Source organism: Myxococcus faecalis, assembly GCF_050039385.1.
GTDB classification, from domain to species: domain Bacteria; phylum Myxococcota; class Myxococcia; order Myxococcales; family Myxococcaceae; genus Myxococcus; species Myxococcus fulvus.
Genome location: NZ_CP144336.1, coordinates 298,281 through 312,947 on the forward strand (window position 1 = coordinate 298,281; position 14,667 = coordinate 312,947).

A 14,667-nucleotide genomic window follows, 5' to 3' on the forward strand; every position below is an offset into this window, starting at 1 on the left:
CCTTCAGTCTCCGTCCTTCTTGAGGACGACGAAGCGGTAGTTCTCCAGCTCGTTCTGTCCCGCCGTGTAGAGCACGCTCAGGAGCATGTCGTACGGCACCTTGCGGTCCGCGATGACGGACAGCTCCTGGCTGAAGGGCGCCTGCGGATTGCGCTCCGCGATGTACTTGAGCTTCTCCACTTCCTTCTTCAGTCGCGCGTCGAGCGGGAGCACCAGCCGGCCCTGGAGGGCCTCGGCCGGGAGCTGACCGTTCACCAGCCGCAGCACCTCGCGCTCGCCCACGAGGATGCTCTTGGGGGTGATCGTGACGGCCACCGTGTCCCGGGGCGTCGCGCGCGTGGTGGACACGGGGGGACGCACGTCCTCGGACGCCGTCACCGCCGCGGAGGACGAGGCGAAGGACTTGAGCAGGAACACCAGGAGGATGGTCATCATGTCCATCATCGCGGTGATGTTCAGCTCCTTGATCTCCCCCGCCGCCTCGCGCTCCTTGCGCTTCTTGCGCGCCAGGGCCCGGCGGTAGCGCAGCCGCGCGAGGGCCTCCTCGTCGACGACCTCCGGCACGTGCGGCAGCGTCTCGGCCATGGCTCAGGTCCCCGCCAGCGTGACGTCGGGGAACAGCAGGCGGCGCTGGGCGCCCTGCTCCTCGCGGATGGCGTCCATCGTCTGGATGAGCGCGTCGTAGGGGATGTCCGCGTCCGCGCCGACGATGACCTTGGTCTCCTTGGGGAACTCCGACTTGATCTTCATCATCCACGCGTTGAGCGCGGCGTAGTCGAAGTCGCCGTCGGCGCGGGTGGGCACCGTGGGCGCCCCGGCCTCGCCGAGGATGGCGTTCTCGCTGCTGACGAAGTGACCCTTGCGGGAGATGAGCACCGACAAGGTCAGCTTCGGCTCGTCGCTCGCCGACTCCTGCGTCATGCCCGCCGATGGAGGGCCGTACGCCGGCGCGCTCACGTTCAGGATGCCGAACGAGGCCAGGCCGGTGATCGACAGCAGCATGAAGATGATGAGGTTCATGAGGATGTCGAGGTACGGGACGACGTTCAGCTCGCCCGACTCCTCTTCCTCGCGGACCTTCAGCTTGCGGCGGGAGTAGTAGAACGCCATGGACGCGCGCTCCGCCCGCGCTACGACGCGCGAGCCTCGAGCTCCGTGGCCGCCGGGTCCACGCCGCCGCGCCGCGACAGCAGGTTCTCCAGCTTCAGCGCGTGCAGCTCCAGGCTCTCCACCATGCCCTTGGCGTACGACGTCAGGAACAGGTGGAACACGATGCACAGCACCGCGATGGAGAGCGCGAAGGCCGTGTTGTTCATCGCCTTGGAGATGCCCTCCGACAGGAGCACCTGCTTCTGCTCCGCCGGCACATTGCCCAGCGCCTGGAAGGTCCCGATGAGGCCGAAGATGGTGCCCACCAGGCCCACCAGCGTGGCGATGTTCGCCAGGGACCACAGCCAGGGGATGCGCTTCGTCACGTGCGGGCTGTACTCGACGATGGCCTCCTCCACGCCCTTGGCCACCTCGATCTCACCCCGGTTGGCGTTCACCAGCCCCGCGCGGATGACCTTCGCCAGCGGCGCGTTGGGCGCCATGGCGCAGACCTTCACCGCCCGGTCCAGGTTGCCGCTGCGCACCAGCTTGGAGATCTGCTCCATGAAGGGCGCGGGGTTCAGGTTGTAGCGGAACACCAGCGTGACGATGCGCTCGGTGGCCACCGCCAGCGCGCACGCCAGCCAGAACAGGTTCACGAACATGAACGGACCGCCATCCTTGAAGAACTTGATGACGGAGTCCGTGACACCCAGCTTGCCGGCGTCCGCGGCCGCGAGGCTCGCGTTGACCAGCCACTCGCTGACCACCGAGGAAATCATTGGCCGGGTTGTAGGGCGGGCCCGCCGAAGCTGTCAAGCCACGGACGGGCCAGCCCCCTGTAAACACTTGGGTTTTCAGGCAGCCGAGCTGGTCCCCGGGTCCGTGGGGACGCCCGGCTGCTCCGCGACCTCCCGCCGGTAGTCGCACTCCTTGTTGGGGCAGGAGATGTACGCCCCGTCCCGCTTGGAGAACTTCTGCAGCAGGTACGGCGAGGCGCACTGGGGGCAGGACTCGGCGAGCGGCCGGTCCCAGGCGGCGAAGCGGCAGTCGGGGTAGCGGTTGCAGCCGAAGAAGATCTTCCCCCGGCCGCTGCGGCGCTCCGTCAGGTAGCCCTGCTTGCACTCCGGGCAGTTGACGCCGATGGAGATGGGCTTGGACGTCTTGCAGTCCGGGTAGCCCGAGCACGCCATGAAGCGCCCGAAGCGGCCGCGCTTGATGACCATGGGCTTGCCGCACTTCTCGCACAGCTCGTCCGTCGTCTCCTCCTCGACGATGACGATCTTCCCCTCGGCGTCCCGCTTGAAGTCCTTGGTGTTCTTGCAGTCGGGGTAGTTCGAGCAGGCGAGGAAGTGCCCCATCTTCCCGAACTTGATGACGAAGTGGTTGCCGCACTTCTCACAGGCGATGTCGGTCTTGATCTCCTCGCGCTTGACGTCGCGCATCTCCGCCTTCGCCTTCTCGAGCGTGTCCTTGAAGGGCCCGTAGAAGTCGCGCAGCACCGCCACCCACTTGGCGCCGCCCTCGGAGATCTGATCGAGCTTCTCCTCCATCGTCGCCGTGAAGGTGACGTCCAGTTCGTGGGGGAAGTGCTTGACGAGCATCTCGTTCGTCATCTGCCCCAGGTCCGTGGGCCGGAAGCGGCTCTCCAGCTTCTCCACGTACTTCTTGTCCTGGATGGTGGAGAGGATGGCCGCATACGTGGACGGCCGGCCGATGCCCTTCTCCTCCAGCTCCTTCACCAGCGTGGCCTCGCTGAAGCGCGGGGGCGGCTGGGTGAAGTGCTGCTCGTGCACGAGCTTCTGCAGCCCCAGCTTGTCGCCGTCGTTGAGCACCGGCAGGTCGCCCACCGCGTCGGCGCCGTCCGCGCTCTCGTCACCGGCGGCCTTGGCCTTCTCCTTCTCCGCCTCCTCTTCCGGCGTCAGGCCCGCGCCGTACACCGCGAGGTAGCCGGGGAACTTCAGCGTGCTGCCGGAGGCGCGGAACGTGGCCCGGCCCGCGGCGATGTCCGCGCTCGTCTGGTCGTACACGGCGGGCTTCATCTGGCACGCCACGAACCGGTTCCAGATGAGCTCGTAGAGCCGGAACATGTCCTGCTCGTCCATCGCGTCGAAGAACGGGCGCACCCGCTCCGGCGGGTACTCCAGCGACGTGGGGCGGATGGCCTCGTGGGCGTCCTGCGCGCTCTTGCGCGACTTGTAGACCACCGGCTCCTCGGGCAGGTACTCCGCGCCGTACTTCGTGCCGATCATCTCCCGCACCTGCTTCACGGCGTCGTCCGACAGACGCGTGGAGTCCGTGCGCATGTACGTGATGAGCGCCGTCTGGCCCTCCTCGCCGAGGGGCACGCCCTCGTAGAGCTTCTGGGCCAGCGTCATCGTCTTCTTCGCGGTGAAGGACAGCCGGTTGGCCGCCTCCTGCTGGAGCTTGGACGTGATGAAGGGCGCGGGCGCGTTGCGGCGGCGCTCGCGGCGGTCCACCTTGGCCACGTTGAAGGCGGCGCCCTGCAGCTCGGCGACGAGCGCCTCCGTGTTGACGCGGTCCTTCAGCTCCACCTTCTTGCCGTCCACCTTGGACAGCTTGGCCTTGAACGGCGGCGGGCCGGACGGGCCCTCCAGGAGCGCGTCCAGCGTCCAGTACTCCTCGGGGACGAAGGCCTTGATCTCCGCCTCGCGCTCCACGATGAGCCGCACCGCCACCGACTGCACGCGGCCGGCGGACAGGCCCCGGCGGATCTTCTGCCAGAGCAGCGGGGAGATCTGATAGCCCACCAGGCGGTCCAGGATGCGGCGCGTCTGCTGCGAGTCGTAGTTGTCCTGGTTCAGCTCGCGCGGCTGGGCGATGGCTTCCTGGATGGCCTTCTTGGTGATTTCGTTGAAGGTCACCCGCATCGCGTCCGGGTGCGCCAGCTCTTCCTTGATGTGCCACGCAATGGCCTCGCCCTCGCGGTCGGGGTCCGTGGCCAGGAAGACCTTGTCGGCGGACTTCGCCATCTTCTTCAGCTCGTTGAGAACCTTCTCCTTGCCCTTGATGACCTCGTACTCGGGCTGGAAGTCGTGCTCGACGTCGACGCCGATCTTGCTCTTGGGCAGGTCCTTCACGTGCCCCACGGAGGCCTTCACCGTGTAGCCGGAGCCCAGGTACTTCTTGATGGTCTTCGCTTTGGCGGGGGACTCCACGACGACCAGGTAGTGCGGCCCCTTGCCGCGCGGCGTGGCCTCCTCCTCCGCATCCGCCTCCACGGAGGGCAGCGCGTCGTCGTCACCCTTCTTCGTCGCGCGCCGACGGGCGGCCGTCTTCTTCGCCGCGGCCTTCTTGGCCGCAGGCTTCTTCTTGGCGGCGGTGCGACCGGCCGCCTTGCCGGCTGCCTTGCGGGGCGCCTTCTCCTCGGTCGCCTCGGTCTCTTCCGCCTTCTTCTTCGTCCGCGTGGCCATGACTCTCCTACCTAGAGCTTCTCGTACAACCTGCCCGGGTGCTGGAGGACCAGCCCCGTCATCTCCAGCTCCACCAGCGCGCTCACCAGCGCGGCCGGCGTGAGGGTGCTCCCGGCCAGCACCTCGTCGAACGTCCGGGGAATCCGGTCCAACACCGCATAGGCCCCGCGTGCTTCCGCGGAGAGCCGGGCCCAGCAATCCTCCCTGCCCGGCGCCACCATCCACCCAGGGTCAACACCCACCGCCCGCCAGACGTCCTTCACGTCCAGGCACGCGCTCGCGTGGCCCTCTCGCAACAGCGCGTTGCAGCCCGCCGCCCCCTCCTGCCGCACGTCCCCGGGCATCGCGAGGACGGGCCGTCCCTGCGCCCGCCCCGCCCGGGCCGTGTACAGACTCCCCGACTCCGCCCCCGCCCTCACCACCAGGACCGCATCCGATGCGCCGGAGATGAGGCGGTTGCGCCGGGGGAACGTCGTGGTGCTCGCCCGGACCCCAGGCGGCAGCTCGCTGAAGAACACCCCACCCCGCTCCAGGAAGTGGGGCAGCAGGCGGGCCTGCGCCGGGTCCAACGCGTCCAGCGCCGACCCCAGGAACGCCCAGGTCTCCCCTCCCGCATCCAGCGCGCCCCAGTGACACGCCCGGTCCACGCCCGCCGCCGCTCCGGAGACCACCCCCACCCCGCCCTCGGCCACCTGACGGGCCAGCGACCGGGCGAACGGCAGGAAGCCCTGGTCCGGACGCCGGCTGCCCACCATCGCCACCCGTCGGCGCGGGGGGCCCGGCTGGCCCCGGAAGAACAGCAGCGGCGGCGCGTCCTCCACGTCCCGCAGTCGCTCCGGGTAGGCCCGCTCGTCGGCGAACGCCACCCGCGTGCCACTCGTCCGACACAGCTCCAGGAGTCGCTCCGCCACGGCCGGCAGCCCCGCCACCGCCGCCAGCCTCTGGCGGACCTGTGGGGAAACCGGCGCGTCGGACACCCAGTCCCGTACAGGAGTCGAGGCCAGGGGCGCCAGGCGACCGTCGGCGAACGCGCGCAGGGCGACCAGCGTCCTCGGCCCCAGGCCGGGAACCGCCCAGAGCGCCAGGCACGCCTGCTGCTCCGCCGTGAGGCTGTCCGTCTCAGCGTCCGCCATACCGACCCCCACTCGAGACCCACCTATATAGAAGATGGGTCCCCTGGGAGGGGCGCGACACATAAACACCGGGCCGCCACCGGTCAAGCACTCAACCCCTCCGGCGTGGAGGGGGATGCACTTTTCCTGCCGGACTCAGCGGCTGGCGCTGGTCGCCGGCGCGGCGCCGCTCGGACGCATGAGCGCGCGATCTCCCGTGGAGACCTCTTCCAGGGAGTTCATCATGAGGCAGTTGTTCGTGCGCTCCTTCACCTCGGTCACCATGCACGTGCCGATGCGCTCCCAGGGCAGCGCCTTGTCCGCCTCCGACTGGGCCGGCACGACCTTCTTGCCCAGCACCGCGCGCGCCGGATCCCCCTGGCGCAGGATGACGAAGGTGTTGCCCAGCTGCACGCCGTCCGCGCTGCCCTTGTCCAGGACGATGGTGTTGTGCTCGCCCAGGAGCGTCAGGTACGGCACCAGCGAGGTGATGACCGTGGCGTTGAGGTCCTTGGAGTTCGTGTTCGGACGCGGGGCCACGCGCTCGGTGAGCTTCTCGCCGTAGGGGCCCACCAGGAAGCCGCGCTCGATGCCGTCCCAGGTGTCGACGATCTGCGCCGTCACCAGGCCCTTGTCCACGCGCACCACGCGCAGCGTGCCCGCGAAGTCCGTCAGGTAGCCCAGCTTGGCGCCCGTGCGCGGGTGGTGCACCGCCTGCGTGGTGTGGAACACGACGTAGCGGTCGCCCACCTTCGCGTCCGCCTTGCGCTTGAAGCGCACGTAGACGTTGTCCGGGAAGGACAGCATGTGCGCGCCGTTGGGCGAGCCCTCGATGCGGCCCGCCTCGTCCAGCTCACGCGGCGTCACGAAGCCCTGCGTCGTCACGGGGCGCGACGAGGACACGTCGTAGCCGATCTTCCCCGTCACGGTGACGGTGTTGTCGGCGAGCTCCGTGGGCGCGACCACGTCCCCGGGGTCCTGCTCGGTCTCCACGCGCTGGGGGACCTCCTCGCCGGAGCCGAAGAAGCGCACCTGGTTGCCCGGGTAGATCCAATGCGGGTTGGCGATCTCCGGGTTGTAGGACCAGACCTTCGGCCAGTACCAGGGGCTGTCCAGGTAGCGCTGGGACAGGTCCCACAGCGTGTCGCCCTCCTGCACCGTGTGGACGGTGCCCGGCGCGCTCTCGCGGCCCCTGGGCGCGCCCGGGGGCAACTGCACGGTGGTGCCGCCGGAAGGAGGCTCGGGGGCCTCGTCCATGACGTCGGCGCCTTCAGTCTCTCCGCCAGCCTCCGTGTCGTCCTGCTCGCCACCCTCCTGCTGCGCGAGCGCGCTCCAGGCGGGGGCGACGGCGAGGCTCAACATCAGCGAGGTGAGGATCCGGGAGCGCATCGCACGACTTCCTTTCGATGAAGACTTCACTGCGAGAGCGCGGCGAGCCGCTGCTCCGCCTGCGTGGCGGCGGCCGTCCCCGGGAACTGGGTGACGACGCGCGTGTAGAGAGCCCGGGCATCCGCGGCCTGGTTGAGCCGCACCCGACACTCGGCGAGCCGGAGCATGCCGTCCAACACGGCGTCCCCGGCGGGATAGGTGGCGATCAGCCGCTCGAACGTGCTGGCGGCGTCCTTGAAGTCGTTGAGCCCCATCTGCCCCAGCCCGCTGAAGTACAGCGCGTTGTCCGCGCGCGGGTGGCGGGGGTTCTCCTCGGAGAAGCGGCGCAGGCGCTGCACGCCCCCCTCCACGTTGCCGGTGCGCAGCATGGACACGTACTTCTCGTAGTCCGCGTCGAGCACGTCCGGGTCCGGCTGGTCCGCGGGGTCCTCGCCCCGCGTGCTCACCATGGTGGCGCCGCCCGAGGAGGAGATGGAGGCCACGGGCGCGGAGTCCTCGCCCACCGGGCTGATGAACATCTCCATCTGCTCGGAGTCCGGCTCCACCACCGCCACCTGCGTGTTCAGCCTGGGCGCGGGCTCGAAGCGCGGCTTGAGCTTCACCACGGACAGCTCCGGCGTGGACATCAGCGCCCCACCCGACTCCACCGCCGTGACGGGCACCGTCGCGGAGGAAGCGGGCCGGGCCGCGCTGGGCGCCGTGCGCGCGCGGTCCACCGCGGCATGGGCCTCCAGGCGCTCCAACCGCTCCACCAGCCGGGACTGCGACTCACGCAGCGCGCGCACCTCGGCCGTCAGCGCCCCGACGTCCGCCTGGGAGGCGGCGTTGTTGGCACAGGCGCACAGCGCGCACAGCGGCGCGGCGACGAGCAGGCGGAAGATGACGGAGCGCGCGAGCACGGGCCTCGATGGACGCAAGGGAATTCCCCCGCGAGGATAGGAAGGCACGTCCAAGAGCGTCAAGAAAACGGCCGGAAGCCGCCCCTAGAACCGGTTCACCACCAGGTTCAGGTGCCGTCCGGTGCGCCCCGCGTCACGGCGGTGGGAGAAGAACCGCGAGGGCTCGCACGCGGTACAGGCCTGTAGCACGTCCACGTGCTCCGGCCGCAGCCCCGCGCCCACCAGTGACCTCCGCACCGCCCGGCTCAGGTCCAGCCGGACGCGGCCGGAGCGTTCCACCTCCACGACGTCCGCGCCGAAGCGCTGCGTGAAGCGCTGCCCCAGCTCCTGCGACACCTCGTAGCAGCAGCGCTGGATGGAAGGCCCCACCGCCGCGAGCAACCGCTCCGGCCGGGCCCCCCGCGCCACCAGCGCCTCCACGGCGCGCGCGCTGATGACCAGGTCCGTCCCCTTCCACCCCGAGTGGATCGCCGCCACGCGCCGCCCGTCCGGGTCCACCAACACCACCGGCACGCAGTCCGCCGTCCCCACCGCCACCCAGGTGCCAGGGACTTCCGTCCACAGCGCGTCCGCCTCGCCCTCCACCGGCCGCAGTGCTTCGTCCACCTGCTCGACGCGCGCCTCCAGCACCACGTCGCCATGCACTTGTGACACGCGGGACAGCGCGCCCAGCGGAGCACCCGCCGCGCCCGCGAGCCGGCGCAGGTTCTCCTCCACCTTCTCGCGCGCGTCTCCGGTGGAGAAACCCAGGTTCAGCGAGGAGAACGGGCCTTCGGACACTCCCCCCGCGCGCGTCGCGAAGCCGTGAGGGACTGGGAGCAGTCGGGACGTCAGCAACTCAATCGACATGGGGAAGCCTCTTCTAACCTCCCCTCCCCGCGCGACGCACGCGGACGTCGGCTCGCGCCAGCCGGATGCGCCAACGGAATGATAAATTTCCCATGGAAGTACGTTTGACAGTCCGCGTCAGCCCATTGACAATTCCGCGGACTCTTCGTGAAACGAGTGTCGTCTTTTCGAACGAAGTGACGCGAACGCGCCATGCCCCTGGGTCCCGACACCGTAGGCCGGAAGCTCCTCTGGAGCATCGCTCTGCCGGGACTGGTGGTGGCGCTGCTGGGGGTCGGTCACTTCTGGCGCGAGGCCCGGGTGGCGGTGCAGGACGCCACGCAGGTGGAGTCGCTCGCGCTCGCGGAGTTCGTCGCCTCCACCTTCATGCTGCCGCAGCCTCCTGGCGCCGCGGCGCACGGGGCGGTGACGGAGGTGCTGCACTCGGACACGCGGCTGTTCCGCTCGGTCGAGGACGTGCGCGTGCTGACGGCGGACGGCATCATCCGCTGGTCTCGCAACCCGTCCGAGGTGGGCACCCGGCACCGCGAGGCCGAGCGGCTCACCCGCCCCGGGCCGGAGACGGCGCGCTCGGCGGACGGCGTCACCGAGGTGGTGCGTCCCCTGGGCGGACCGGAGTGCGGCGGCTGTCACACGCGCGGTGAGGTCCCTGGCGAGAGCGTGCTGCAGATGCGGATGTTGGAGCCCGCGCTGCACCAGCAGCTCACGCACGTGTTCGGCGGCGCGCTGGCGTCCATGGCGCTGTTCGCCATCCTGCTCGCGCTGGTCATCGCGCTCTCGCTGCACTTCAACCTCACGCGGCCGCTGCGTCGGCTGAGCGCGGCGATGGGGCGCGCGGAGGCCGGAGACCTGCTGGTGCGCGCGGACGTGCGCGGCACGGATGAAATCGCCCGGCTGGGCGCCGCCTTCAACCAGATGCTCGCGCGGCTCACCGCCATGAAGGCGGAGGAGATCGACACCCACCGAGATCTGGAGCTGGTGAAGGAGAAGCTCGCGCTCAAGGACGAGCTCGAGGACCGCCTGCGGGAGCTGTCGCTGCTGTTCGACATCACCCGCTCGCTCAATGACACGCTGGAGCTGGACGAGCTGCTCGACGGCGTCACCCGGCTGGTGGTGGAGCGGCTGCAGATCCCCGAGTTCTCCATCATGCTCCTCAACCCGGAGGGCGCGCTGGAGGTGCGGCAGGCGTGGCCGGAGCACCGTGGGTCCGAGGGCCTCACCTTCGCCCTGGGCGAGGGCGCGTGTGGACGCGCGGCGCAGACGCACAAGGCGGTGTACCTGCCGGACGTGGCGGACCCGACGAGCATCTTCGCGCGCCGCGGACTGTCGGCGGACGCGCTGAACACGGGCGCGCTGCTGGCGGTGCCCATGGTGCACGCGGGCACGCTCCTGGGCGTGGTGAACTTCCAGCGGCCGCACATCGCCAGCTTCTCCGCAGGCGAAATCGAGCTGCTCACCGCCGTGGCGGACATCGCCGCGGCCGCGGTGAAGAACGCGCGGCTGCACGCGGAGACGGTGAAGCTCACCATGACGGACCCGCTGACGGGAGTCCCCAACCGGCGCCACCTGTTCCAGCGCATGGAGCTGGAGCTGGCGCGGGCGCAGCGCTTCGGCACGCCGCTGGCGCTGCTCATGGTGGACGTGGACCACTTCAAGCGCCTCAATGACCTCGCGGGCCACCGCGTGGGTGACGAGACGCTCCGCCGCGTCTGCGACATCCTGCGCACGCGCGTGCGCAAGGTGGACACGCTGGCGCGCTACGGCGGCGAGGAGTTCGTCCTGCTGCTGCCCCAGACGACCAAGCAGGACGCCATGGACGTGGCGGAGAAGCTGCGGCGCGCGGTGGCGGAGCACCTGGTGCTCTCGCAGCCGGGGCTGCCCGGAGGACACGTCACCGTCTCCGTCGGCGTGTCCCACTTCCCCAGCGACGCCTCCACGCAGGAGGGCCTGGTCGACAGCGCGGACGCGGCCCTCTATTGCAGCAAGCGCACGGGCCGCAACCGCAGCACGGCGTTCGAGGTGGGGATGGAGATCCACCCCGGCCGTGAGCGCGGCCCCCACGCGCCTCCCGCGGAGGCCGCCGCGTCGACGCCTCCCGGTGGCGTGGCCAAGGCCTGAAACCGGGGTACCCCACCGCTTCAGCGCGACACGAGCGTGCGCACCGTGGGCAGCATCAGGTCCGCCCACTCCTCGTAGCCCTCATCCGAGGGATGGAACCCGTCCTGCGAGAAGAAGTGCGCCGAGCGCGGGAACATCTCCCGGCTGGCCGAGTGCAGGTCCACCAGGTGCAGCCCTTCCGCGCACGCCACCTCGGCGATGGCGGCGTTGAAGGGCTCGATGCGGCCCTCGTAGAGGGTGCTCGGCACCATCCGCGCAATCGGCGCCAGCGCCATGTCCGCGATGTTCACCAGCACGAGCGGCGCGCCGGTCTGCTTGAGCCTGCGAGCGATCCGCTCCAGGTCCTCGCGGAAGTCCTCCAGCGCGGTGCCGCGCCAGATGTCGTTGGTGCCCACGCCCAGGGTCACCAGCGTCGGCTGCGCGGCCACCGCCGCCTTGACCTGGCCGGTGAAGACATCCCGGATGCGCGCGCCGCTGACGCCCAGGTTCGTCAAGCCGAGTGACAGGCCATCGCCGCGCAACCGCGAGGCGAGGCGCTCTGGATAGCCCCCTCCCCGCGTCGCGCCCACGCCCATCGCCGTGCTGTCTCCGAGCGCGACGTAGTTGACGCTCATGTGCGCCATCCCTCCGCTACGGCACGCGCAGCGCGCGCAGCAGGCGGCCACCACCCGGCCCCGTCACGCGCAGCAGCAGCGTGCTGCCCGCGGGCGCGGCGCGAATCGCCTTGGCCAGGTCATCCGCCCGGGCCACCGGCTTGCGATTGACCTCCACCACCACCATGCCCGCCTCGAGCTGCGCGCGGTCCGCGGGAGAGCCCGGCACCACGTCGGTGATGAGCGCGCCCTGGCGGTCCGTGAAGCCCGCCTGCTGCGCCGTGCGCGCATCCAGGTTCTGCAGGCTGACGCCCACGCGGCGGGAGCTCTCCTGCGACTCGTCCCCCTCCTGCTTGCGCGCGGCCACGCCCTCCAGGTCCGGCCGCGTGCCGAGCGTCACCTTCACGTCCTGCTTCTTGCCCTCGCGGAACACCGTCAGCGTGGACGTGCTGCCCGGCCGCTTGAGCGCCACCGTGCGCGTGAGCTGGCCGCTGGACGTCACCTGCTGCCCGTCGATGGCGGTGACGACGTCGTCGGACTTCAGCCCCGCCTTCGCCGCGGGAGAGCCCGGGTTCACCTGCGTGAGGATGGCGCCCTCGGTGACGGGCAGCTTGAGCGCGCCCGCCAGGTCGCGCGTCAAATCCTGGATGCCGACGCCCAGCCACGCGCGCGTGACGGAGCCGTCCTTCTCCAGCTGCGGCACCAGCGCCTTCACCAGGTTGCTGGGCACCGCGAAGCCGATGCCGGTGCCACCGCCGACGATGGCCGTGTTGATGCCGACGACCTCGCCCTTCATGTTGAACAGCGGACCACCGGAGTTGCCCGGGTTGATGGCGGCATCCGTCTGGAGGAACTCGTCGTACTGGCTCGCGCCGATGTCGCGGGCGCGCGCCGAGACGATGCCCAGGCTGACGCTGGAGGCCAGGCCGAACGGGTTGCCGATGGCGACCACCCAGTCCCCCACGCGCAGCGCGTCCGAGTCGCCCAGCTTCACCGTGGGCAGCCCCTCCACCTTGTCCTTGAGCTTCACCAGCGCGACGTCCGTCAGCGGATCCCTGCCCACCACGGTGCCGGCGAACGAGCGCCCGTCATCCAGGCGCACGGTGATGGAGACGGCGCCCTCCACCACGTGGTTGTTCGTGAGGACGATGCCCGTCGGCTCGATGATGAACCCCGAGCCCGCGCCCTGGCGCAGCGGCTCCCGCCCGCCCCTCCCGCCGCCGAAGAAGCGGTCGAAGAGCGGGTTGTCATCCATGCCACCGCCCATGCCCCGGGGACCGCCGCCCCCGCGCGCCTGCACGTCCACGTTGACGACGGCGGACTTCACCGACTCCACCAGCGGAGCCAGCGACGGCAGCGCCTGCGCCTCCCGCGTCGCGGGCTGGAGGTTGCCCGGCGCGGTCTGCGCCGGAGCCTGGGCCCAGGAGACCGACGGGACGGCGAGCAGGAGCGCGCCGACCAGGGCCCTGCGGAACATGACGGGAGAACGGTTCATATGCACCCCAAGCTAAAGCCGAAATGCGGTCCCGCAAGCGAAAGGGCCTGTGGGCGGTCATCCAGCGGAACGTGGTGTCAGCCGGGCTGGTAGAGGCGGTAGTCCAGCTCCGGGAAGACGTTGTCGCGCGCCTCCAGCCCGGTGAGCCAGGGCTCGTCCAGGGTACCCGCGCGCAGCTCGTCGTGCAGGCGGAGGAAGTGGCGCACGTGCTCCTGGGTGCGGCGCTTGGCGTAGTCCACCATGGTGCCCGTCTTCATGATGAAGGCCCAGTCGGAGCTCTGGGCGAGAAGCAGCTCGCGAGCGGCCTGGTTGAGCGCGCGGCGCTGCGAATCGGTGGCCTCCGGGAAGTCCCGGGCCAGCCCCACCATCTTCCGAGCGCAGTGGTTCAGGTGGCGGTAGACCCAGTCGTTGCTGTCGTCCAGCCACATGTGCGCGTAGCCGCCCGCGCCCCACGAGGACATCGGCGGCGTGGCCACCTGGTTCTCGGGGTGGTCTCGCAGGTCGTCCGCCGGCGTCACCAGGTCGAAGGTGGACCGGGCGCGCGCGGCCTGACGGATGAAGGACTCGAGGAACCACGGCCCCTCGAACCACCAGTGGCCGAAGAGCTCCGCGTCGTACGGGGCCACCACCACGGGCTTGCGGCCCCCGAGCCGCGAGGCGAGGTACTCGAGCTGCCGCTGCCGGTTGAAGAGGAAGTTGCCGGCGTGGACCTCGGCGCGTGCGCGGGCTCGCGCGGGGTCATAGGGCTGCTTGTCGTTCGTCTTGCCGGTGATGCGGTAGTACTTGAAGCCCGTGTTCTTCCGGTCCCCCGTGGGTTGGATGTACGGGCGGATGTAGTCCAGGTCCAGGTCCCAGCCGATGTCCCGGTAGAACTCGCGGTACTCGGGGTCGCCGGGGTAGCCGTACTCGGAGCTCCAGACCTGCTGACTGCTCTCGGGGTCTCTCGCGTACGCGGCGACGCCGGCCTCGGTGAAGATGGGCGCGTAGGGCCCGTGGAGCGGGCGCGGCGTGGCGTCCGTGAGGCCGTGCGTGTCGACGAAGAAGTACCGGATGCGCTCGGCGGCGAGCACGCGCTCCAGGCCCGGGAAGTAGCCGCACTCGGCCAGCCAGATGCCCGCGGGGTCCTTCCCGAAGTTCTGCCGGTAGTGGTTGGCGGCGACCGACACCTGCGCGCGCACGGCCTCGGGCACCTGCTGCATCAGCGGCAGGAAGCCGTGGGTCGCGTTGCACGTGAGGATGTCCAGGTGGCCCGCGTCCTGGAGTCGGCGGAACGCGGAGACGAGGTCTCCTCGGTAGCGGTCATGGAAGGCGCGGCGCAGCGACTCGAAGTGGTCGCGATGGAAGCGCGCCAGGGGACCGAAGGTGGCGTCGGTCCTCGTGCGATGGACCTCGCGCTCGCCCAGCTCACACAGCTGCTCGAGCTTCCTCTCGTAGCGCTTCATCAACAACTCGTCGCGCAGCATGGTGACGAGCGTGGGCGACAGCGTCATCGCCAGGCGGAACGGGACTCCATCCTCCGCCAGGGAATCGAACGCGAGCAGCAGCGGGAGGTAGGTCTCGGAGATGGCCTCGTAGAGCCAGTCCTCCTCGAGGAAGTCCTCGTGCTCGGGATGACGGACGAACGGCAGGTGCGCGTGGAGGACGAGAGAAAGGGAGCCCAGGCTCATGGTCGGTCGGGAGGTCCGTGGA

General features: G+C 70.1%; 12 protein-coding genes. 1 reads left to right on the forward strand and 11 read right to left on the reverse strand.

Annotated elements, in window-relative coordinates:
- Window positions 1-3 precede the first annotated feature (3 nt).
- The 8 genes from VZQ01_RS01015 to pgeF all read right to left on the reverse strand — a co-directional run bounded on the left by VZQ01_RS01015 (window position 4) and on the right by pgeF (window position 8,772).
- Window positions 4-585 (reverse strand): ExbD/TolR family protein, encoded by a 582-nt coding sequence (locus tag VZQ01_RS01015; RefSeq protein ID WP_141329650.1) that lies wholly within the window; start codon window positions 583-585, stop codon window positions 4-6.
- Window positions 586-588: 3 nt separating this feature from the next.
- Window positions 589-1,110, reverse strand: coding sequence for an ExbD/TolR family protein (locus VZQ01_RS01020; protein WP_426746682.1), 522 nt, complete (start codon window positions 1,108-1,110; stop codon window positions 589-591).
- A gap of 20 nt (window positions 1,111-1,130) precedes the next feature.
- On the reverse strand, window positions 1,131-1,871 hold the full coding sequence (locus tag VZQ01_RS01025; protein WP_223784669.1) for a MotA/TolQ/ExbB proton channel family protein: 741 nt from the start codon (window positions 1,869-1,871) through the stop codon (window positions 1,131-1,133).
- Window positions 1,872-1,946: 75 nt separating this feature from the next.
- Window positions 1,947-4,523, reverse strand: a complete 2,577-nt coding sequence (topA, locus tag VZQ01_RS01030; RefSeq protein WP_223751771.1) for a type I DNA topoisomerase — start codon at window positions 4,521-4,523, stop codon at window positions 1,947-1,949.
- An 11-nt stretch (window positions 4,524-4,534) separates the two neighbouring features.
- The gene (locus VZQ01_RS01035) at window positions 4,535-5,656 is read right to left on the reverse strand and encodes a DNA-processing protein DprA (protein WP_267696534.1); all 1,122 of its coding nucleotides are present in this window, start codon (window positions 5,654-5,656) and stop codon (window positions 4,535-4,537) included.
- Between the two features lie 135 nt (window positions 5,657-5,791).
- Window positions 5,792-7,024: a LysM peptidoglycan-binding domain-containing protein gene (locus VZQ01_RS01040; protein WP_194869556.1), complete on the reverse strand. Its 1,233-nt coding sequence runs from the start codon at window positions 7,022-7,024 to the stop codon at window positions 5,792-5,794.
- Window positions 7,025-7,050: 26 nt separating this feature from the next.
- Window positions 7,051-7,923, reverse strand: coding sequence for a tetratricopeptide repeat protein (locus tag VZQ01_RS01045; protein ID WP_141332706.1), 873 nt, complete (start codon window positions 7,921-7,923; stop codon window positions 7,051-7,053).
- 84 nt (window positions 7,924-8,007) lie between these two features.
- A complete protein-coding gene (gene pgeF / locus VZQ01_RS01050) occupies window positions 8,008-8,772 on the reverse strand; it encodes a peptidoglycan editing factor PgeF (protein ID WP_426746684.1) in 765 nt (254 codons plus the stop codon).
- Window positions 8,773-8,964: 192 nt separating this feature from the next.
- Here pgeF and VZQ01_RS01055 point away from each other — a divergent pair, with 192 nt between their 5' ends.
- A complete protein-coding gene (locus tag VZQ01_RS01055) occupies window positions 8,965-10,890 on the forward strand; it encodes a GGDEF domain-containing protein (protein ID WP_408890678.1) in 1,926 nt (641 codons plus the stop codon).
- 20 nt (window positions 10,891-10,910) lie between these two features.
- Here VZQ01_RS01055 and VZQ01_RS01060 read toward each other — a convergent pair whose 3' ends face one another.
- From VZQ01_RS01060 to VZQ01_RS01070, 3 genes are all read right to left on the reverse strand, one after another.
- Window positions 10,911-11,504: an SGNH/GDSL hydrolase family protein gene (locus VZQ01_RS01060; protein WP_426746685.1), complete on the reverse strand. Its 594-nt coding sequence runs from the start codon at window positions 11,502-11,504 to the stop codon at window positions 10,911-10,913.
- A gap of 16 nt (window positions 11,505-11,520) precedes the next feature.
- Window positions 11,521-12,978 carry a trypsin-like peptidase domain-containing protein gene (locus VZQ01_RS01065; protein ID WP_223751777.1) on the reverse strand — a complete coding sequence of 486 codons (1,458 nt, stop codon included), beginning with the start codon at window positions 12,976-12,978 and terminating at the stop codon, window positions 11,521-11,523.
- Window positions 12,979-13,055: 77 nt separating this feature from the next.
- Window positions 13,056-14,645, reverse strand: a complete 1,590-nt coding sequence (locus VZQ01_RS01070) for a glycoside hydrolase family 57 protein (protein ID WP_426746686.1) — start codon at window positions 14,643-14,645, stop codon at window positions 13,056-13,058.
- Window positions 14,646-14,667: the final 22 nt, after the last annotated feature.

What these genes read in the sequence shown, in the direction of transcription:
- VZQ01_RS01015 (WP_141329650.1), bottom strand. Translation starts at nt 585, where the DNA reads ATGGCCGAGACGCTGCCGCACGTGCCGGAGGTCGTCGACGAGGAGGCC.
- VZQ01_RS01020 (WP_426746682.1), bottom strand. Translation starts at nt 1,110, where the DNA reads ATGGCGTTCTACTACTCCCGCCGCAAGCTGAAGGTCCGCGAGGAAGAG.
- VZQ01_RS01025 (WP_223784669.1), bottom strand. Translation starts at nt 1,871, where the DNA reads ATGATTTCCTCGGTGGTCAGCGAGTGGCTGGTCAACGCGAGCCTCGCG.
- topA (WP_223751771.1), bottom strand. Translation starts at nt 4,523, where the DNA reads ATGGCCACGCGGACGAAGAAGAAGGCGGAAGAGACCGAGGCGACCGAG.
- VZQ01_RS01035 (WP_267696534.1), bottom strand. Translation starts at nt 5,656, where the DNA reads ATGGCGGACGCTGAGACGGACAGCCTCACGGCGGAGCAGCAGGCGTGC.
- VZQ01_RS01040 (WP_194869556.1), bottom strand. Translation starts at nt 7,024, where the DNA reads ATGCGCTCCCGGATCCTCACCTCGCTGATGTTGAGCCTCGCCGTCGCC.
- pgeF (WP_426746684.1), bottom strand. Translation starts at nt 8,772, where the DNA reads ATGTCGATTGAGTTGCTGACGTCCCGACTGCTCCCAGTCCCTCACGGC.
- VZQ01_RS01055 (WP_408890678.1), top strand. Translation starts at nt 8,965, where the DNA reads ATGCCCCTGGGTCCCGACACCGTAGGCCGGAAGCTCCTCTGGAGCATC.
- VZQ01_RS01060 (WP_426746685.1), bottom strand. Translation starts at nt 11,504, where the DNA reads ATGAGCGTCAACTACGTCGCGCTCGGAGACAGCACGGCGATGGGCGTG.
- VZQ01_RS01065 (WP_223751777.1), bottom strand. Translation starts at nt 12,978, where the DNA reads ATGAACCGTTCTCCCGTCATGTTCCGCAGGGCCCTGGTCGGCGCGCTC.
- VZQ01_RS01070 (WP_426746686.1), bottom strand. Translation starts at nt 14,645, where the DNA reads ATGAGCCTGGGCTCCCTTTCTCTCGTCCTCCACGCGCACCTGCCGTTC.